General features: G+C 62.7%; 15 protein-coding genes and 2 tRNA genes. 9 read left to right on the forward strand and 8 right to left on the reverse strand.

What is annotated here, in order from left to right; genetic code table 11:
• Positions 1-10: 10 nt before the first annotated feature.
• From argC to KCN53_RS08510, 4 genes are all read left to right on the forward strand, one after another.
• Positions 11-1,051, forward strand: a complete 1,041-nt coding sequence (argC, locus tag KCN53_RS08495) for an N-acetyl-gamma-glutamyl-phosphate reductase (protein WP_088713463.1) — start codon at positions 11-13, stop codon at positions 1,049-1,051.
• Positions 1,048-1,602 carry a GNAT family N-acetyltransferase gene (locus KCN53_RS08500; RefSeq protein ID WP_088712758.1) on the forward strand — a complete coding sequence of 185 codons (555 nt, stop codon included), beginning with the start codon at positions 1,048-1,050 and terminating at the stop codon, positions 1,600-1,602. Before argC ends, KCN53_RS08500 begins: the two co-directional genes overlap by 4 nt.
• Positions 1,603-1,606: 4 nt before the next feature.
• On the forward strand, positions 1,607-2,161 hold the full coding sequence (locus tag KCN53_RS08505; RefSeq protein WP_088712757.1) for a gamma carbonic anhydrase family protein: 555 nt from the start codon (positions 1,607-1,609) through the stop codon (positions 2,159-2,161).
• A 159-nt stretch (positions 2,162-2,320) separates the two neighbouring features.
• On the forward strand, positions 2,321-2,506 hold the full coding sequence (locus KCN53_RS08510) for a DUF1328 family protein (protein ID WP_088712756.1): 186 nt from the start codon (positions 2,321-2,323) through the stop codon (positions 2,504-2,506).
• A 9-nt stretch (positions 2,507-2,515) separates the two neighbouring features.
• Here KCN53_RS08510 and KCN53_RS08515 read toward each other — a convergent pair whose 3' ends face one another.
• From KCN53_RS08515 to KCN53_RS08550, 8 genes are all read right to left on the reverse strand, one after another.
• Positions 2,516-3,496: a YncE family protein gene (locus KCN53_RS08515; RefSeq protein ID WP_088712755.1), complete on the reverse strand. Its 981-nt coding sequence runs from the start codon at positions 3,494-3,496 to the stop codon at positions 2,516-2,518.
• Between the two features lie 18 nt (positions 3,497-3,514).
• Positions 3,515-3,928 carry a holin family protein gene (locus KCN53_RS08520; RefSeq protein ID WP_088712754.1) on the reverse strand — a complete coding sequence of 138 codons (414 nt, stop codon included), beginning with the start codon at positions 3,926-3,928 and terminating at the stop codon, positions 3,515-3,517.
• Positions 3,925-4,503 (reverse strand): glycoside hydrolase family 108 protein, encoded by a 579-nt coding sequence (locus KCN53_RS08525; protein ID WP_088712753.1) that lies wholly within the window; start codon positions 4,501-4,503, stop codon positions 3,925-3,927. The genes KCN53_RS08520 and KCN53_RS08525 overlap by 4 nt, the downstream gene beginning before the upstream one ends.
• A 78-nt stretch (positions 4,504-4,581) precedes the next feature.
• Positions 4,582-4,658, reverse strand: a tRNA-Pro gene (locus KCN53_RS08530).
• Between the two features lie 56 nt (positions 4,659-4,714).
• The gene (gene prsT, locus KCN53_RS08535) at positions 4,715-7,540 is read right to left on the reverse strand and encodes an XrtA/PEP-CTERM system TPR-repeat protein PrsT (protein ID WP_088712752.1); all 2,826 of its coding nucleotides are present in this window, start codon (positions 7,538-7,540) and stop codon (positions 4,715-4,717) included.
• A 39-nt stretch (positions 7,541-7,579) separates the two neighbouring features.
• Entirely contained in the window at positions 7,580-8,929 is a 1,350-nt protein-coding gene (gene prsR / locus KCN53_RS08540; RefSeq protein ID WP_088712751.1) for a PEP-CTERM-box response regulator transcription factor, read from the reverse strand.
• A complete protein-coding gene (gene prsK, locus KCN53_RS08545; RefSeq protein ID WP_172406239.1) occupies positions 8,922-10,976 on the reverse strand; it encodes an XrtA/PEP-CTERM system histidine kinase PrsK in 2,055 nt (684 codons plus the stop codon). Before prsK ends, prsR begins: the two co-directional genes overlap by 8 nt.
• Positions 10,973-12,358, reverse strand: a complete 1,386-nt coding sequence (locus KCN53_RS08550) for a TIGR03013 family XrtA/PEP-CTERM system glycosyltransferase (protein ID WP_088712749.1) — start codon at positions 12,356-12,358, stop codon at positions 10,973-10,975. Before KCN53_RS08550 ends, prsK begins: the two co-directional genes overlap by 4 nt.
• Positions 12,359-12,551: 193 nt before the next feature.
• On the opposite strand from KCN53_RS08550, the gene KCN53_RS08555 reads away from it, so the two are divergent.
• The 5 genes from KCN53_RS08555 to KCN53_RS08575 all read left to right on the forward strand — a co-directional run bounded on the left by KCN53_RS08555 (position 12,552) and on the right by KCN53_RS08575 (position 18,685).
• Complete coding sequence (locus KCN53_RS08555) at positions 12,552-13,622, forward strand: mannose-1-phosphate guanylyltransferase/mannose-6-phosphate isomerase (RefSeq protein ID WP_224199534.1); 1,071 nt, start codon at positions 12,552-12,554, stop codon at positions 13,620-13,622.
• A 94-nt stretch (positions 13,623-13,716) separates the two neighbouring features.
• Positions 13,717-13,808: transfer RNA gene (locus tag KCN53_RS08560), tRNA-Ser, on the forward strand.
• Between the two features lie 105 nt (positions 13,809-13,913).
• A complete protein-coding gene (locus KCN53_RS08565) occupies positions 13,914-15,350 on the forward strand; it encodes a hypothetical protein (RefSeq protein WP_088712748.1) in 1,437 nt (478 codons plus the stop codon).
• Between the two features lie 123 nt (positions 15,351-15,473).
• Complete coding sequence (locus tag KCN53_RS08570) at positions 15,474-17,582, forward strand: malate synthase G (RefSeq protein ID WP_088712747.1); 2,109 nt, start codon at positions 15,474-15,476, stop codon at positions 17,580-17,582.
• On the forward strand, positions 17,579-18,685 hold the full coding sequence (locus tag KCN53_RS08575) for an S-(hydroxymethyl)glutathione dehydrogenase/class III alcohol dehydrogenase (protein WP_088712746.1): 1,107 nt from the start codon (positions 17,579-17,581) through the stop codon (positions 18,683-18,685). Before KCN53_RS08570 ends, KCN53_RS08575 begins: the two co-directional genes overlap by 4 nt.
• Positions 18,686-18,698: the final 13 nt, after the last annotated feature.

Here is an 18,698-nt window from a genome sequence, read left to right on the forward strand (position 1 = left end):
AGAGGTAAAGTTGACCAATCAGATCCGTATCGCCGTCCTCGGGGCTTCCGGCTATACCGGTGCCGACGCCGTCCGCCTGGCGCTGGGCCACCCGCAGCTCGAAATCGCCGCGCTCGGGGCGAATGCAAAGGCCGGCTCGGCTATGCCCGACATCTGGCCTCATTTTACGCCTTACAAACTGCCGATGCTGCAGGCGGCGGCCGATATCGATTTCGGTGATATCGACGCGGTGATCAGCTGTCTGCCCCACGGCACCAGCGCCGACCTTCTTGCCCAGATCAAGGGTCCTCGCATCATCGATCTTTCGGCAGATTACCGCCTGCGCGATGCGCAGACCTATGCCGACTGGTATGGGCGCGCCCACCCCGTGCCGGATGACCTGCCGGATGCCGTTTACGGCCTGACCGAATTCGCGCGACACCGCCTGCCGGATGCCGAGCTCGCCGCTTGTCCCGGCTGCTATCCGACGGCCGCACTGCTCGCCCTGTTGCCCGGGATCGGGGACGGCATCGTCAGCCCTCGAAATATCTCGATCATGGCGATGTCTGGCGTGACCGGAGCCGGTCGCGGCGCCAAGGAAGCGAACCTGTTCGCCGAGGTGAGCGAAGCTGCGCATCCCTATGGCCTTGCAGGGCATCGTCACATGCCCGAGATCGAACAGGAACTGTCGAATGCCGCGAACACTGACGTCACCGTCAGCTTCATACCCCACCTCCTGCCGATGAACCGGGGCGAACTGGAGACCATCACGGTCGAGTTGGCGGAAGGGTCGTCGACAGCCGATCTGCGCCGCTGCATCGGCGCGCGCTACGAAGACGAACCCTTTGTGCATTTGCTGCCGGAGGGCCGCGCGCCCGCAACCCGGATGGTGCGCGGCTCAAACCACTGCGTACTGAATGTCTTTCCCGACCGCGTGCCCGGCCGAGCAATCATCGTGGCGGCGATCGACAATCTGGTGAAGGGCTCGGCGGGGCAAGCAATCCAGAATTTGAACGTCATGTTCGGCCTTTCCGAAACCGCCGGGCTTGAGCAGGCGCCGCTGTTCCCGTGACAGACGACAGGATCTTCGAGACCGAGCGGCTGATTGTCAGGCCGTGGCGGAGCAGCGACCGGGAGCCATTTGCCGCACTGAACAGCGACACCGAGGTGATGCGCCATTTCCCCGCCCCATTGCCGCCGGAGGAGAGCGACGCACTAGTCGATGATCTTATCGGCAGGCAGCAGCGCTTCGGCTTCACCTTCTCGCCAATCGAAGAAAAGACGAGCGGAGCGTTTCTGGGCTTCGTCGGCCTCAGCCGGCACGCGTTCGAGTCTCCCGTACGGGGAGAACCGGAGATCGGCTGGCGGCTGGCCCGGCGCGCCTGGGGCAAGGGCTATGCGAGCGAAGCCGCTACCGCCTGGCTTCGCTGGTTCTGGCTGCGATATGACGAGCCTCGCGTGGTATCCATCACGACAACCACCAACCTGCCATCCCAGGCGGTCATGCGCCGCATCGGCATGAGCCATCGGCAGGAGCTCGACTTCGACCATCCGAACGTACCGGACGACAGCGTTCTGAAGCGGCACGTCACATTTGCCATCGACCGGCCCGAAGGAGCCTGAGCCCATGTCCACCGAACCCACGATCCTTCCCTTTGGCGGAAAGTCCCCGCGAATCGCGGAAGATGCTTTCATCGCGCCGGGAGCGCGGATCATCGGCGACGTCGAGATCGGGCCGGGCGCCAGTATCTGGTACAATTGCGTCCTGAGAGCGGAAGGCCCCGGCATTCGTGTGGGCGCCGGATCGAACATTCAGGACGGAACGGTGGTCCACATCACTCGGCGGAACGAAGGAACCATCATCGGAGAAAACTGCGTCATCGGCCATATGGCGATGGTCCACGGCTGTATTCTGAAGGATCACAGCTTCGTCGGCCTAGGCTCGATCGTCATGGACGAGGCGGTCATCGAGACCGATGCCATGCTGGCCGCTGGCGGCATGCTGACGCCTGGGAAGATCATTCCGGAGGGAGAGGTCTGGGGCGGACGCCCCGCCGCCTTCATGAGCAAACTCTCGGACGAGCGAAGGGAAAAGAACCGCCGCAGCCCGCTTGAATATGCCCAGCTCGCGCAGCTGCATGCGGAGATTGTCGGAGATGCCGGGGCTGCCAGCGCGAATTAGCGCCTCCGCGCTCATGCCGAAGCGGCCCTGTGCGCTCTGCACTTGCGATAACCCCGATGCCTTCGGCCGCTCGATCGGTGGAGGGCGCCGATACCGCAGAGGAACAAGCGACTGACTGAGACGCTGTCCCGGCACCCCTAGCGGAGATCGGATACCCTCATGTTAAAGCTCGCCCTTCTGTTTCTCGTCGCCGGCCTCGTTCTCGGCCTGCTCGGCTTCGGCGGCATTGGCGGCGCCTTTGTCGGCATCGCTAAGATCCTGTTCTTCATTGCCCTGGCGCTCTTCGTGCTGTTCCTCGTCCTGGCGCTGTTCACCGGCAAGAAGGTCAAGGACGCAATCGACTGACGCGCGTGTCTACTGAGGCTCGGGCAGCATGCGGACCGGCGAAATACCAAGTCCGTCGCTGCCCTCCCCCGCCTCGATTCGGCGAAGCACTTCGCCGCTTTCGAAATCCACCTCGGCAATCTGCGACCGGGCGGTTTCCGCCGCGTAGAGCCGAGAGCCGTCGGGTGACCAGACGAGGGTAACCTGCTGCGCGGCCTCTTCCCCCGATACCTCGATCGTACGCACGACCTCACGCGCTTCGACGTCGATGATTGAAATGGTTCCGTCACCCAGGTTGCTCGTGGCGGCCCAGTTCCCGTCCGGCGATACTCTCAGGCGAATGGGGACATTACCCACGTCGATTCGGTCCAGCCGTTCACCGGTCAAGGCATCGAGAACCAAAACGTCGGCAGTTCCGCGATTGGCAACCCATAGCTCCGCACCGCCCAGGGCAAGATCGAGCCCCTCGGGCTCCTCCGCCGCGGAATAGTCCTCGATCTTCGTACCCTTGGCGAGGTCGATGGCCGTTACCGTCCGGCTGCCGAGATTGCTGACATAGGCGCGGCCGCGCTGCTCATCGACGACGACCATGTGGCTGGTTTCCTGGCTCGTCGGAATAGCCGACGCACGGCTGCAATCCGGTGTGACCAAGGTCAGCGTTTCCGACCCTTCCGTCGTCACGAGAATACCGCCAGACTTCGTCCAGACAATTCCATGCGGCCGTGCATTCGGCGCCAGGTCGCACGTCCCAATCTTTTCTCCGCGCGGTACGCTGAACAAATCGATCGTGGTGCCACCATAGTTGACGACGAAGGCGCTGCGGCCGTCCGGCGAGACCGCCACCTCATGAGGCATGTCGCCTGTTTCGAGGCGGCGCATCTCTCGCCCGGTCTCAATGTCGATGAGGCTGACCGTATCTTCTGCCTTGTTACCGACGATCAGTGTCTGAGCCTGTACCGGGGAGACGATTATAGCGGCGAGAGCCGCAAGGCCTGCGAATGCGAACTTCATAAGGGTCGGGCTGTCCTTCTAGCGGTCGGTTCCCCTCGCTTTACCCCAGCTACGCGCTGCCGTGTACCCGAGATAGCCCGTGCCGAAGAGCACGTAGAGAGGTTCCGGAATGCCTGAGAGGTAGGCCGACATGCCGCTTGCAATCGCCGTTGCCGCCGCAGGGTTGAAGGCGCTGAGCACGCCCATAGGCAGTGACCAGAGAATAAGCGCATACATGACATAGAGGAAACTCGGCCGGGCGCGCGACGTCCAAGGGTCGCTCGACTGCGCCTCCGTCACGATGGCAGAGAGCTGCGTCTTCAGCGTAGCGAGTTCCTGGCTGCCCTCCAGACGGAGGAGCTCGAGCTTCGCCTTCTGACGCGCTTCCGGGTCGGGAATAACCTTGTCGAGAAGATTCGAGATAGGACCGATGACTGTGGCGAGCAGGTTCACAGCACGTCCCCTTCCCCGTTACCGAGCCGCTTCGAGAGCCACCCGTAGACGAAACTCTCGTTCGCCGGTCGTGCCTCGGCAAGCTCGATGTACCGGGCCCCCTGCAGGGCATCCAACGCGCGCAGCAAAATCATCTCACCGCGAGGGACGCGTTTTTCGAGATAGGCAGTCAGCGCCGACAGGGTCGCCGGGCCAACCTGTCCGTCCATGACGAGATCGGACCAATCCTGCTCGTTGCGGTTCATGGCGTTGAGAGCGCGCTGCAACATGCGGATCGCCGTCGCGGGCCCCATGTTCACGCCGGTATCGAACAGTTCCGCGGCAACGCCGGGCGCCACGTCCGCCACCCGGTCGAGGGCGGGGCCCGTCCAATATCGTGCGCGGTAGATCTCGCGCGCCATCTCCAGCGGCAGACCCTGTACACCGCCGTCATAGCCGTAGCGGCGGGCAGTGGCCGCTGTGATACCGTAATTGGTGGGGCCGCCGCGGTCGTCGGGATGATCTACATAACCGCCTTCACGCTCGATCAGGTCATCGAGCAGACGGTCAAGGCTTCCGTTATGGGTTTCGGACATCGGGCGCTCCCTGCTGCACGTTGGGGGGGAGCCCCAACAGGAAACACCAAAAATCCTACTTTGAAAGCGAAAGATGACTGGTCGGAGCGACAGGATTCGAACCTGCGACCCCCACACCCCCAGTGTGATGCGCTACCAGGCTGCGCTACGCTCCGACCGAGCCCGCGGCTCTATCGCCGCGGGTACGCTTTCGCAAGGCCCTGAAAACCGCTCAGCCGCCAAGACGCCTCATCAGGTCCTGCGCCTGGGCGCGATCGCCGAAGTCCTGACGCATGCGAAGCGCCTCGCGCACCGTCGACAGAGCACGACTGCGCTGACCGTTGGCGAGATAAGCCTCTGCGAGATGATATTTGATCTCGGCGTTGTTGGGTAGCGTCTGGGAGGCCCTGCGAAGAAGCGCGAGTGCGCGCTCCGCATCGCCGCCGGTCTTCAGAAGCGCCCAGCCATAGGTATCGGCGATGGCGGGGTTGCGCGGCGAGATGTTGTAGGCGAGCCGGGCGATCGGCACCGCCCGCTGATCGTCCAACTTCAAGTAGGAATAAGCCAGGTTGTTGAGAATGGCCGGATCCCGGTTGCCAATGACCCGGCGCAGCGCTTCGTAATTCGCCACGGCCTGGCGATACTGCCCTGCCTCCAGCTGCAGCTCCGCAATCGAACCCAATGCTCCCGGATCCTCGGGATTCGCCTTCTGATAGGCTTGCAGGATCTGGATAGCGTCACGGTCGCGGCCGAGTTCGACATAGGCATCGGCCATCCCGCGCGCCGTTGAGATATCGAAGCTCTTGTCCCGCGCCGCGTCGAACGCCGCAAGTGCCTCCTGCGGCTGGTCGGCCAGCAGATAAGCCCGGCCGAGCGCGTTTTCAGCGATATTCGACCCCGGGTTGCGATTGCGCAGCCTGACCGACCATTCGCGGGCCTTGTCGAGTCTGCCCTGCCTGGCCTCGAGTGCGATGAGTTCGAGATAGGCAGGAGTGGCATCCTCACCGGTGATCGTCAGCGCGCGTTCGAACACCCGACGCGCCTCGTCGATGTCGCCGCTCGCCTGCAGCGCCCGGCCCAGCAGAACACGCGGCAGCAGTGCGTTCGGCTCCACGGAAGACATGCGATCGAAGAGGCTCACCAGCTGCGACTGGCGACCATTCGCCTCGTAGATCCGCGCAGCACCGAACAGGGCATTTCCGTTGTCCGGGAAGTCACGGATGAGCGCGTTCGCTTCGTCCTGAGCCCGGTTGTCCTGGCCGCTGGCGAGATAGGCGTCGGCAAGTGCAATTCGGGGAGCCGCAGCCTCGCGGTCGACGGCAGTCGCCTGCTGCAACCACTCGATCTGTTCGTCCCGGTCGCCCTCGAGCCCTGCCAACTCGGCGAGAGTCATGAGTGCACGCACATCGCTATTGTCGTCGGCGACGACGCGACGAAGCTGGTTCTTCGCACGGTCGATATCGCCTTCCGCAACGAAGATCTGCGCAAGGTTTCGGCGTGCCTCGGCATAGTCCTCATCCTGTTCGAGCGCCTTGCGGAACGCGGCCTTCGCCTCGTCGCGGTCGCGCTGTCCCAGCAGGGCACCACCGAGAAGATTGTAGCCGATGGGCAGCTCGGGATGGGCCTGCACGAACCGGTTCGCGGCCTGCTCGGCCGCCTCGAAGTCGCCGTCCTGCAACCTGAGGAGCGCAAGCATCATCAGACCGGCAACCGAATCCTCGTCGTCGCTGAGAACGGACTGAACGGTTTCTTCGGCGAGTTCGGCCTCACCGGACAATAGCTGCGTCATCGCAAGCTGATTGCGCACCGCGGCGTCGCCAGAGAGGCTTTCCGCCTGTTTCAGCAGTTCCTGCGCCTCGGCGGTATTTCCCATCCGCGCCTGCGCAGAACCCGCAATGGCAAAAACGCGCGCGTCGGCAGCATTGGCGTCGATGATCGGTTTCACCGTGGCCCACGCCCCCTCCGGGTCGCCCTTTTCAAGCTGCGCGGTGGCATAGAGCTTTCGCGCGGTGACACTGTTCGGAATCCGACCGACGAGACTGCCCAGATACTCGTTCGCGACCTCCAAATTGCCGGCGTCGAGCGCCAGCAGACCCTGCAGCATCATGGCCGGCGCAAAGCCTTGCAGGCGCCCGCCGGTCTGCTGCATCAGTTCTCGCGCCCGGTCTGTATTGCCTTCGCGGGTTTCGAGCACCGCCTCCAAATAGCGAGCCATCGGGTGATTGTCCGCGAGACGATTGACACGGTCGATGTCCGCTTTGGCGTCGTCGCGCCGATCCAGGTCACCGAGGGTCGCCGCTCGTTCGAGGAGCGCCGAAATGCTGTTCCGGTCGACCTCGAGCGCACGGTTGAAGTAGGGCAGACTCGCTTCCAGCCCTTCGATCCGCCGGACGGTATCACCCATGGCGATCAACGTCTTCACGTGGCCGGGACGCTGCTCGAGAATATCGGCCAGCAAATCTCGGGCGGTTTCGGCTTGGCCAAGTACGGTAAGGAAGCGGGCGACCGCGTTCACTGTCTCGGGATCGTCCGGCGCCAGGGCGAGAGCGCGATTGAATTCCCGTTCAGCCAATTCGAAATCGCGATCGGCAGCTGCGAGCTGGCCGCGAAGGCGGGCGGCGTAGGCCGCGAACTGGGGTTCGACATCGCCCGGGTTCAGCAGGGCCCGCGCCTGTTCACGCTCGCCCTGCATCAGAAGAGCATGCGCCATCAGGTGATTCACCTTGCGCTGGCTGACCCCGTCCGCCACCGCCCGTTCCAGCTGGGTTTGTGCCTCGATCGGATTGCCGAGCTCAAGCGAGGTCCGCGCGAGGAGTACGCGCGCGAGCTCATTGTCCTCCTCGCGTTGCAGCACGTTCATCAGCTGGATGCGCGCGGTCCGATAATCTCCGGCGGCAAAGCTGCGAAAGGCCTCCTGATAGGCGTTTGCCTCGGCGGCTACGGGATCGTCTTCCGGCGCGGCCACGGCAGGTGTCAGGGGCGCCGCCAGGGATAGGAACGCAGCCCCGCCCAGAAGCGCTGCCCGCCCGAGGCCCGTCATTCGAAACGCATGTCTCATCCCGTATACTCCCCTAACTCCGACAGGCGGGTAGCCGCCTTATACCTCGATCTCATATTGCTTCAGCAGGTCGTACAGCGTTGGCCGGCTAATCCCCAGCAGCTTTGCAGTCGACGTGATATTCTTGTCCGTTCGCGCCAGCGCGACCTCGATGGCCTGGCGGTCTGCGGCTTCTCGCGCCTGCCTCAGATTCAAAGGCATTTCGTTGTGGTCTTCGGACAGGTCGAGGTCCTGGGCGCCGATGAAATTGCCATCGGCCATGATAACCGAGCGCTTCACCCTGTTTTCCAGTTCGCGTACATTTCCGGGCCAGGACCAGGTTTCAATCGCGCTGAGCGCGCCCGGCTCGAATCCCTTCAGCTTACGGTTCATCTCAGATGAGAATTTGCGCATGAAGTGATGCGCCAGCAGGACGGGATCGCCGGGCCGCTCGGCGAGCGCCGGTATGCGGACGACAACCTCCGCCACGCGGTACCAGAGATCCTCACGAAAGCTGCCGTCGGCGATCATGGTCTCCAGGTCCTGGTGCGTGGCACAGACGATGCGCACGTCCACGGGGATCTGCCGCCGCCCGCCGATCCGCTCAATCACGCGTTCCTGGAGAAAGCGGAGCAGCTTTACCTGCAACGGCAACGGAATGTCGCCGACTTCGTCGAGGAACAGAGTGCCCCCCTGCGCCATCTCGATTTTGCCCTCGGTCGTCTTGGCGGCACCGGTGAAAGCGCCCTTTTCATAACCGAAGAGCTCTGATTCCAGCAGGTTTTCCGGAATGGCCGCGCAGTTGATCGCGACAAAAGGCGCATCAGCGCGGCCGCTGGATTCGTGCAGCCCCTTCGCCAGCAGTTCCTTGCCGGTTCCGCTGGCGCCGAGCAGCATCACGGAGACGTCGGTGTCCGCAACCCGTTCGATCATACGGCAGACCTTCTGCATGGTCTCGGAGGCGGTCACGATGCCGCCAAGCTCCGTATTGGCTTCACGCCGGGCGAGACGTCGATTTTCTTCCTCAAGGTCGTGGAGCTGGAAAGCGCGCGCAACAATCAGCCCCAGCTGGTCGATATCGACAGGCTTCTGGTAGAAGTCATAGGCGCCGCCGGCGATTGCACGAAGCGCGCTTTCCCGGGCGCCATGACCTGACGCGACGATCACCTTCGTGTCGGGCTTCGCAGCGAGAATCTCCTCCAGCGCAGCAAAGCCCTCACTGGTGCCATCGGGGTCGGGGGGGAGGCCGAGGTCCAGCGTCACAACGTCCGGCTCGTGAAGCCGCACCGCATCCATCGCCTTCTTCCGGTCGCTTGCTATGACGACCTCATAGTCCTCATAGGCCCACTTCAACTGCCTTTGCAGACCCTCATCGTCTTCGACGACGAGTAGCGTACGCTGGTCACTCATCCCTCGCCGCCTTCCGTTCTCGTCCTTCGGGCGGAAGATGAATGACGAACCGCGTACCCTCGCCCGGCTCGCTCGTCACATCCAGGCGCCCGCCCTCGTTTCTTATCAGTTCTCTAGCCTCAAAAGCGCCCACACCGAAACCTGCCTCCTTCGTGGACCGGAACGGCTTGAACAGTTCCTCCGCAATGAATGCTTCAGACATCCCCCTGCCGCGGTCCTCGACGATCAGCTTCACGGCTCCGGCTTCGTTGCGCAGCCGAACATGAACCGGAGACCCCCGCTCGCTCGCATCAATCGCGTTCTGAATCAAATGGTTCACGGCCTGTTCGATCTTAGCCGCATCGCCATCGATTTGAAGAGGATACGCATCCGCATCGAGGATCACATGCGCGCCGAGCTGCGACTTCTCCGCGCACAGGCGTTCTGCGAGCGCACGCAGATCGAAGCTTTCCGCCTTCCGCTCGCGGCCTGTCTCCGTTCCCAGCCGGACCAGCAAGTCCTTCATCTTATCGACCGACCCTTGCAGCGTCGCGGCCATATCTCTCTGAAATTCCGGGTTTCCCGCATGTTTCTCCGCATTGCGTGACAGGAGGCTGAGCTGCGAGACCAGATTCTTGATATCGTGCATAATGAAGGCGAAGCGACGATTGAACTCCTCGAACTTGCGGGATTCTTCTAGATCGGCAAGCGCACGCTCCTCCGCGATCAGGCTGCCTGCCTGGCGCCCGACGGTTCGGAGGATGTCGAAATCCTCCCAGTCCAGTTCGCGTGCCACTCTGGATTTCTGAACGACGACAACAGCGGGGACGTCATCGAGATGGACGAGCGGAACGGCGAGCCACAGCCGTCCGTCCTCACGCAATTGCGGCGGAAGTCGGTCCTGCTGCTCGCCTGTCAGGTCGAGAATACGGCTGCTGTCGCGCATCTTGCGCAGGTCTTCCTGAGAAAAGGGGATAGCGGCGGCAGGAAGCCCGCCCATGTTCCAGCGGTGGCTGAGTACGAAAGAACCGTCGTCGTCTCGCTCGAAAAGCGCACCGCCGGGACTATCGACGATCGACGCGATGGCCGCAATGACGCGCTGCGACAGGTTGCCGAAGCCAGGCCCGGCATTCGAGACGGTCGCAATGAAGCGAAGCCACTCCTCACGATAATCATATTTATAAGCAAAGAAATGCTTGTTGATTTTCACGCGAACCCAAGCCCGCACCCGCCCCGACAGGAGGAGAACGCCGGCAACGATGACGGCGAGGAAGATCAGGGCGATCTGGAACAGCCGTGCCCAGTCGCCGCCGAACAGGCCGATCAGATAGGCGGCCACCGACATGGCAACGAGATAAAGACCGATGGCGCCGAGTGCGAAGGTCTGTACTGCCGCCTGCCGGGACAGAGAGAACCGCAGCGCGGGGTTGCGCAGCGCGGCAAGCCCGAAGAGCGGCACCACAAGGGCGTTGGCAAGTCCGCGCGCTTCGAAAAAGTCACGGCCTAGCAAGGGCTCAAGCAGTGTGAAGGTGTGGAGATTGACATCGTAGGCGAAGATGCCCGCAAGCGCGATGCAGAAGACGCCGAGGCTCCACCGGTCTGTCGGAGCGCTAGCGACATAGAGATTGTGCGTTAGCACAAGCCCGCCAATCGAGACGGCCACGAACAAAATATTTCTCAGAAATAATATCGTACCCGACACCTGCATCTGAAGCGCAGACAGAAGCGCGATGCCGATCAGCACTGCCAGGGTCGCTGCCAACAGCCACACGGGGGCCCGCAGGGGATTTCGGCTCGTATCGGCCCAGCGCACCATAAGCAGGTAGGAAACCAGGCCGACCCAGGCGGCGCTTCGCAGGCTCTCCCCCAGCGTCAGGGTAAGTGCGAGCCCAGCCCCACTGTCGAGGCCGCGCGCGAGAGCCGCCGCCCAAAGGGCTTCGACGGCAGCAGCGACCGTCAGAAGAGCGGGAATGCGCCCCCCGCGGGCAACGACGAGGACGAGAACCGCGAGAACCGAATAGGCCCCGGCGGCAACCCAGTGGGTCAGGATCGCCGCATCCGCCGTCACCTGACCCCATCCTGCCAAATGATTACCCGGGCGGTTTGGATGAGGATCACAAGATCAAGAAAAATCGTATAATTCTTGATGTAATAGAGGTCGTATTCGAGCTTCTTCCGCGCATCCTCCATGCTCGCGCCATAGGGGTAGTTGAGCTGGGCCCAGCCAGTGATCCCCGGCTTCACGATATGGCGTTCGCTGTAGAAGGGGATTTGCTCTTTCAACTGGTCCACGAAGACGGGCCGCTCCGGTCGCGGACCGACAAAGGACATGTCGCCCGTCAGCACGTTGAAGATCTGCGGAATTTCGTCGATGCGAGTCTGCCGCAGGATACGCCCGACGGTCGTGACGCGCGCATCGTTTTTCTTTGCCCATTGCGCGCCGTCTTTTTCGGCATCCTGCACCATGGACCGAAACTTCGTGATCCAGAATGTCCGGCCGAGCTGTCCGACCCGTTCCTGCCGGTAAAAAATCGGTCCGCGGCTCGACAGCTTAACTGCCAGCGCCGCGAGGATCAGAATGGGCGAAGTGAGCAGCAGCAGGAGCAGGCTGGCAGAGACGTCAAAGACGCGCTTGGCGAAAAGGCTGAGCGAGGAGCTACCAAGAAAGCCATCGGAAAATATGAACCATGAAGGGCTAACCGTACCGAGGTCCACCCGGCCGGACATGCGCTCGATGAAGTTGGTCTTGTCGATCACCTTCACGCCGGCGAGACGCGCGCCCAGAAGCTGCCTTGCAGGTAGTTTACCACGGCGTTCGTCGAGGGCGAGAACAACATGCTCGATGTCGTGCTCGAAGCAGAAATCCGCCAGCGAAGGCACCGAATCAAGCGGGTCCGTATCGCTCATACTCCCTGTTCCGGCCTCGAGGGCGAAATGCGCAACGATACGAAACCCGGCCGTCGGCTCTTCAGCCAGTCGGCGCATATTCTCTCCCCGGTCACCCGCGCCGATCACGACAATGGGCTCCCTGAACCTTTCCCAGCCGATGGCCGCCAGGAATACGATGCGCACGACCGCCAGAACCACCAAAGCGATGAGGATCGCGTAGAGCAGGACGCTCCGCCAGAAGGCCACGGCCGGGAAGAACAGGATAATGAGTGAGAGAAAGACGACCGAAAGCAGGAGGGAGAGGACCAGCCTGGCAATCGTCATCCGCATCGAGCGAAAGGACGACAGTTGATAAGCGCCTACCGCCAGCATTGCGATGTAGACCGTCACGGTGAAGGCGACGAGATTGGGCAGCCGCTCGAGAAACGGCTCGGTGCCGCTCGCGATCTGTGCGGTCCGCAATTCCCATGCGGCCATACCGCTCAGGAAGACCAGCGCGATCTCGATGAGGCCCAGGAACAGGAGCGGTCGCGGGAAATAGTGCCTGAACAGGCGGATCATCCTGCAATAACCCCTCGTTCCTTGCGCCCTGGCCAGACCGTTACGCGAACATACCGAACAGGTACAGCCGCAGAAGCTAAGACATTCTTAGCCTGATCTTGAAGCGAAGGCCCCGCCCCTTTACGCGCATTTACCAGATGCGCGTATGCGCGGCCGACAGTTTCGGTCGGTCCGATCCGCACATGGGGGCGCTATGACCGGTAAAATGCCAATGATCCAGCCCGTGATTCTCTCCGGTGGGAGCGGCACCCGCCTCTGGCCCCTTTCGACCAGTTCGTGTCCGAAGCAATTTCTTTCCCTGACATCTGCCTCGTCGATGATCGCCGAAACCGTGCAGCGTGCCAAAGGCGAAGGCTATGCCGAGCCCATCGTCGTGACCGGAACGAACCAGATCGACCTCCTGCGCGGCGCCCTTGCGTCAGAGAGGTTCACGCTCCTAGCCGAGCCAGCGGCGCGAAACACGGCACCCGCCATCGCGCTGGCGGCCCAGCACGCCGTAGAAACCGATGGCGCACAGCTTCTTCTCGTCATGCCTTCGGATCATCTCATCGCCGACCTTGCGGCTTTTCGAGAGGCCATCGACGCTGGCAAGCCCCTCGCGGAAGACGGATGGCTGGTCACCTTCGGGATCGAACCCGACAGGCCCGAGACCGGCTATGGCTATATCGAGGCTGGCGACGGCATATCCGGCCGCGGGCGCGCTGCGGCGGCCTTTCACGAGAAACCCGATCCAGCCACTGCCGAGCGGTATCTTCAGGCTGGTGGCTTCTACTGGAATGCAGGCATCTTCCTTATGCGGGCGGATCGCTATCTGGAAGAACTGAGCCAGCACGAGCCGGCGATCTTCCGGGCGGTCGCGGCCGCATACCGGAAAGGCGCACTGGGCGCGGAAGCCTATGTCCCGGAGGCCTCAGAGTTCCGGCGGTCGCCGAGCCAGTCGATCGACTATGCAGTCATGGAGCGAACCGAAAGGAAAGCGGTCATCCCCGTGAATATGGGCTGGTCCGACATCGGTTCGTTCGAAGCGCTTCACGCCGTGCTGCCCCGCGATGAGCGCGGCAATGTGGTGGTGGGCGATGTTGTTGCAGAAGACTGTTCGGACGGACTTTTCTGGTCGACCGGCCCTCTCGTCACGGCGGCAGGGCTCCAGGATCTGGTCGTTGTCGCCACGCCGGAGGCGGTGGCTGTGGTGCCGCGCTCTCGCTCGCAGGACGTGAAGCTGATTGTAGAGCGGCTGCGCGCGGATGGGCGGAGCCAGCTCTGATGCAACCGCGGCGTGGAATTACGAGAACTCGCATCCGTTGATCCCGGCGGAGCGAGCCTGTATAGGCCCCGCTTTCGCCGCTCTTGCGGCGTGCGGGCACGTGGGTGAGTGGCTGAAACCAGTCCCCTGCTAAGGGACCATACGGGGTGACTCGTATCGAGGGTTCGAATCCCTCCGTGCCCGCCATTTCCGGACTGTTGAACATTGCGTCCGGAGCGGGGCCATCCCGTATTCTCACTGTCACGCTGCACTGCTAGCTCCCGTCTTTCCATTGCAGCGGGGGGAACAGCGATGACCGAGAGGAACGCAGACTCGGAACCTAGGAACGGTTGGCCGGAAGCTGCCGCCGCAGGCTTCGCACTGTTTCTGGCCACCTTCTACATCATCAGTTTGAACCCGGCGATCCTCAGCGAGGCCGGGGTTCCCTATGGCTTCGCCTTCTTCGGAACCCTGGTCATCATCATTCTTGCCAATCTGACCTCGGCAGTGTGGACGGGCACAGGCTTGATAATCGCGCCGGCCGTGGGACTCAGCGTCTTTTTCGCCGATTTCATTCAGAAGTCGGATGCGCTGGGCTGGCAGGGCGGCTACCGCGCGCTCTTCGTTGCCGGCCTTATGCTCGTGGGCACGACATTCTTTCTCGACTGGCGGGAACGCATTGTCGAGCGGGCCCTCCCGACATCTATCAAAGCCGCGGCGGTGGCATCCATCGGCGCACTATTGATCCAGCAGGCCGTCGATACGCTTGGTCCGCTTGTAGACGTTAGCGTCTGGGTCCTTGCCTATGCAGCGTTCGGCGTCGCCCTGATCGGCTTATTCACTTACGGGCGTTACAGGCTGAAGCGCGGAAAAGACTTTCTCTGGATGCGTGCAGGCACGCGCCGTCGGCTGGCGGAACGTCTGTTTCTGCATAGCGAGTATCTGATTGCCGTCATCGCCGGACTGCTCCTCGCCTGGCTGACCCCGGACAGCCTCGCGGCGGCAGCGGTGCCTGCGCCTCCCCTCACTTGGCCCGCCAGTGACATACGCGAGATGTTCACCTTTGCCGACGTCAGCTCGAACGACTCGATCTTTGTCGGTGCGGTCTTCGCCGTCATCGTGTGGTTTGTCGTGATTACCGACATTCCGGGGACGCCGTCATTCGTTTTGCCTAGCCGGCTGTACGGTATCGACCGCACACGGGCCGTGAAGAACGGGTACCGGAACGACGCCCTGGCGGCCATGTTCTCGCCTGCTGTCGGAACGACGCCAACCATCTACTATGCCGAGAATCTGATCCTGCAGGACTTCGGTGAATATGGCCGGCGGCCCGCACTTGTGATGGTCGCGTTCTATACCTTGGTTCTTCTCATCCTGCTGGCCGCTCCTGCTCTGGGATGGGGCGAGATCTCGCCGGAGCGCCTGCTTCCGCCCTTCGTGGTGTCGACGATCCTCCTTTCTCTGGGAATTATGATCGTCGCCAAGGGGTTTACCTTTCCTCCCCCAACTGCCCGTGCGGCAGCCACACAGGATCGGACTGATACCGAAGAGCCGGTATCGCTCGGCATGATGCCAGCCGCGATCGCTGTGACATTCACGCCGCTCGTCGGCCTCGAATTCGCATTTCCGCTCGCGATCGTAAGCAGCTTCGCGTTTGACAATGATGTCGAAGACCGGGCTGCGCTCAACTGGATCAGGGGAGGCGCGCTGCTGTTGATCGGCCTTCTCCTTCTTTTCGCATATGGCTGACCGCGACCCCGGATCGGTCGCCGCTCCGGCAAGGCCATGAATGTCCGCAGGACGGCATTGGCCGCCTGACAGTGCGGATTTCGCACGTTAGAGGGCCTCCCTGTTCTGAACGAGAGGAGCCCCATGAGCGAACGTGCCGGTCTCACCGTCGATGACGGACTTTGCCGATTTGTCGAGGAAGATGCACTGCCCGGAACAGGGGTGAATGCGGAGCAGTTCTGGTCGGGCCTCGCGGCGATCCTGAACGATCTCGCGCCTGAAAACGCGCGCCTCTTGGACAAGCGCGCCGACCTGCAGCGGAAAATCGACGACTGGTTCGCGGCGCGCAAGGGCGAGAAGATCGATGTCGCCGAGCAGACTGTGTTCCTGAAAGAGATCGGTTATCTGGTCGACGAACCGGATCCCTTCACTATCGAGACCGAGGGCGTGGATCCCGAGCTCTCTACCCTGCCCGGTCCGCAGCTTGTGGTGCCCATCACCAATGCCCGCTATGCGCTGAACGCGGCAAACGCGCGCTGGGGCAGTCTGTACGATGCACTTTACGGCACCGACGCGCTTGACGCCGCACCGGCTCGTCCGGGCGGTTACGACCCGAAGCGCGGCGCGGCCGTAGTGGCGCGTGCAAAGGCAATTCTCGACGACCTCCTGCCGCTGAAGGGCATGTCCTGGAGCGACCTGAAGGCCGTCGAGGAAACGGGCATTCCGCTGGCGGATGCCGGCCAATTTGCCGGGAAGAGCGCCAAGGGCAGGCTGTTCCGCAACAACGGCCTTCACATCGAAGTCGTGTTCGACCGCGACCATCCGGTCGGCAAGGACGATCCCGCCGGCATTGCTGATGTTATCGTCGAGAGCGCCGTCTCCACCATCTGCGACTGCGAAGACTCCGTCGCGACCGTAGACGGCGAGGACAAGGTGCTTGCCTATGGCAACTGGCTGGGCCTGATGACGGGTACCCTTTCGGAGACATTTTCGAAGGGCGGAGAGACCGTTGAACGGGCACTCAACCCGGACCGCGAATATGAGGGCCCCGATGGCTCCTCCTTCTCCCTGCCCGGCAGATCGGCTCTTTTGGTACGCAACGTCGGCCACCATATTTACTCGGAGACCGTGAAGCAGCCGGACGGCTCCGCCGTTCCGGAAACGATGATCGACGCGGCCGTCACGGCGCTGTGTGCGATGCACGACCTGATGGGCACGAACTCCTATCGCAACAGCCGCGCGGGCAGCGTCTATATCGTGAAGCCGAAACTGCACGGGCCCGAGGAAGTCGCCTTTGCCTGCACATTGTTCGACCGGGTCGAGGACATGCTGGGCCTTGAGCGCAACACGCTGAAAATCGGTGTGATGGACGAGGAACGGCGTACCAGCGCGAACCTGGCCGCCTGCATCCATGCCGCGCGGCAGCGGCTGGTCTTTATCAATACGGGATTCCTCGACCGCACCGGCGACGAAATCCATACCGCGATGGCAGCCGGCGCTTTCCTGCGTAAGGGAGAGATCAAGGCGCAGCCGTGGATCGACGCCTATGAGGCGCGAAATGTCGGTATCGGCCTTGCCTGCGGGCTGAAAGGGCGCGCACAGATTGGAAAGGGCATGTGGGCAGCGCCGGACCGAATGGCGGCGATGATGGACGAGAAGATCGGTCATCCGAAGGCGGGCGCTACCTGCGCCTGGGTGCCCTCGCCCACCGCGGCGACGCTGCATGCGCTTCACTATCATCAGGTGGACGTTCTGGCGCGCCAGGACGAGCTGGCGGCCGCACCGATCACCGGGCGTCTCGACGAACTGCTGACCGTCCCGCTCGCCCAGGGTCGCAACTGGTCCGCCGATGAGGTCGCGCAGGAGCTCGACAACAACTGCCAGGGCATACTCGGCTATGTCGTGCGCTGGGTCGACCATGGGGTTGGCTGCTCGAAGGTGCCTGACATCCATGATGTCGGCCTGATGGAAGATCGTGCGACGCTGCGCATTTCCTCCCAGCATATCGCGAACTGGCTCAAACACGGCGTCGTCACGCCGGAGCAGGTCGACGAAACTCTGAAGCGGATGGCCGAAGTGGTCGACCGCCAGAATGAGGGCGACCCATCCTATACTCCGATGGCCCCGTCCTTCGACGGGCCGGCGTTCAAGGCGGCGCGGGCGCTGATCTTCGACGGCGAAGAGCAACCCAACGGATACACCGAATTCCTACTCACCGAATGGCGCCAGAAGGCTAAGGAGGCCGCCCGATGAAAACCCGCGCAGCAGTTGCGTTCGAGGCAAAGAAGCCGCTCGAGATCGTCGAACTGGATCTTGAGGGGCCGAAGCAAGGCGAAGTCCTCGTCGAGCTGATGGCCACGGGTCTCTGCCATACCGACGCTTTCACGCTGTCTGGGGAAGATCCCGAAGGCCTCTTCCCAGCCGTTCTTGGTCATGAAGGTTGCGGCGTCGTGCGCGAAATTGGGCCCGGCGTCACCAGCGTGAAGCCGGACGACCATGTGGTCCCGCTCTATACGCCGGAATGCCGCGAGTGCGAATATTGCCTCAATCCGAAGACCAACCTCTGCCAGGCGATCCGCTCGACGCAGGGACAGGGGCTGATGCCCGACGGCACCTCGCGCTTCAGCTACAAGGGAAAGACGATCTACCACTATATGGGGACGTCGACCTTCTCGAATTTCACCGTGCTACCGGAGATCGCCGTCGCGAAGATTCGCGCTGACGCTCCCTTCGATACCACCTGCTACGTCGGCTGCGGCGTCACCACGGGGATCGGTGCGGTGGTCAACACCGCCAAGGTCGAGCCGGGCAGCCGCGTCGTCGTGTTCGGCTTGGGCGGCATCGGCCTGAACGTCATCCAAGGCGCAAAGCTGGCCGGGGCGAGCCAGATCGTCGGCGTCGACATCAATCCGGACCGCGCAGACTGGGGCTGCAAGTTCGGCATGACCCACTTCCTGAATCCGCAGGATGGCGGCGATGTCGTCGAGCGCATCGTGAACCTGACCGGCGGCGGTGCCGACTACAGCTTCGAATGTATCGGTAAGACCGAAGTGATGCGCCAGGCGCTCGAATGCTGTCACAAGGGCTGGGGCGAAAGCGTCGTCATCGGTGTCGCCGGTGCGGGCGAGGAAATTGCTACCCGTCCGTTCCAGCTGGTGACGGGCAGGGTCTGGCGCGGCTCGGCCTTCGGCGGGGCTCGGGGCAGGACGGACGTACCGCAGATCGTCGACTGGTACATGAACGGTCAGATCGAGATCGATCCCATGATCACGCACCGCCTCTCGCTGGACGAGATCAACAAGGGCTTCGACCTGATGCACGAGGGCGAAAGCATTCGCGGCGTCGTGGTCTACTGAGCAAGGGGGAGGA

The sequence above is a fragment of the Pacificimonas aurantium genome (assembly GCF_020092905.1).
Lineage (GTDB): Bacteria > Pseudomonadota > Alphaproteobacteria > Sphingomonadales > Sphingomonadaceae > Pacificimonas > Pacificimonas aurantium.

Excerpts from the sequence above, each read along its gene's own strand:
- prsR (WP_088712751.1), bottom strand. The coding sequence starts at position 8,929 with ATGAGTGACCAGCGTACGCTACTCGTCGTCGAAGACGATGAGGGTCTG.
- KCN53_RS08565 (WP_088712748.1), top strand. The coding sequence starts at position 13,914 with ATGACCGAGAGGAACGCAGACTCGGAACCTAGGAACGGTTGGCCGGAA.
- KCN53_RS08570 (WP_088712747.1), top strand. The coding sequence starts at position 15,474 with ATGAGCGAACGTGCCGGTCTCACCGTCGATGACGGACTTTGCCGATTT.
- KCN53_RS08525 (WP_088712753.1), bottom strand. The coding sequence starts at position 4,503 with ATGTCCGAAACCCATAACGGAAGCCTTGACCGTCTGCTCGATGACCTG.
- KCN53_RS08505 (WP_088712757.1), top strand. The coding sequence starts at position 1,607 with ATGTCCACCGAACCCACGATCCTTCCCTTTGGCGGAAAGTCCCCGCGA.
- KCN53_RS08550 (WP_088712749.1), bottom strand. The coding sequence starts at position 12,358 with ATGATCCGCCTGTTCAGGCACTATTTCCCGCGACCGCTCCTGTTCCTG.
- KCN53_RS08575 (WP_088712746.1), top strand. The coding sequence starts at position 17,579 with ATGAAAACCCGCGCAGCAGTTGCGTTCGAGGCAAAGAAGCCGCTCGAG.
- KCN53_RS08555 (WP_224199534.1), top strand. The coding sequence starts at position 12,552 with ATGACCGGTAAAATGCCAATGATCCAGCCCGTGATTCTCTCCGGTGGG.
- prsT (WP_088712752.1), bottom strand. The coding sequence starts at position 7,540 with ATGAGACATGCGTTTCGAATGACGGGCCTCGGGCGGGCAGCGCTTCTG.
- KCN53_RS08510 (WP_088712756.1), top strand. The coding sequence starts at position 2,321 with ATGTTAAAGCTCGCCCTTCTGTTTCTCGTCGCCGGCCTCGTTCTCGGC.
- KCN53_RS08515 (WP_088712755.1), bottom strand. The coding sequence starts at position 3,496 with ATGAAGTTCGCATTCGCAGGCCTTGCGGCTCTCGCCGCTATAATCGTC.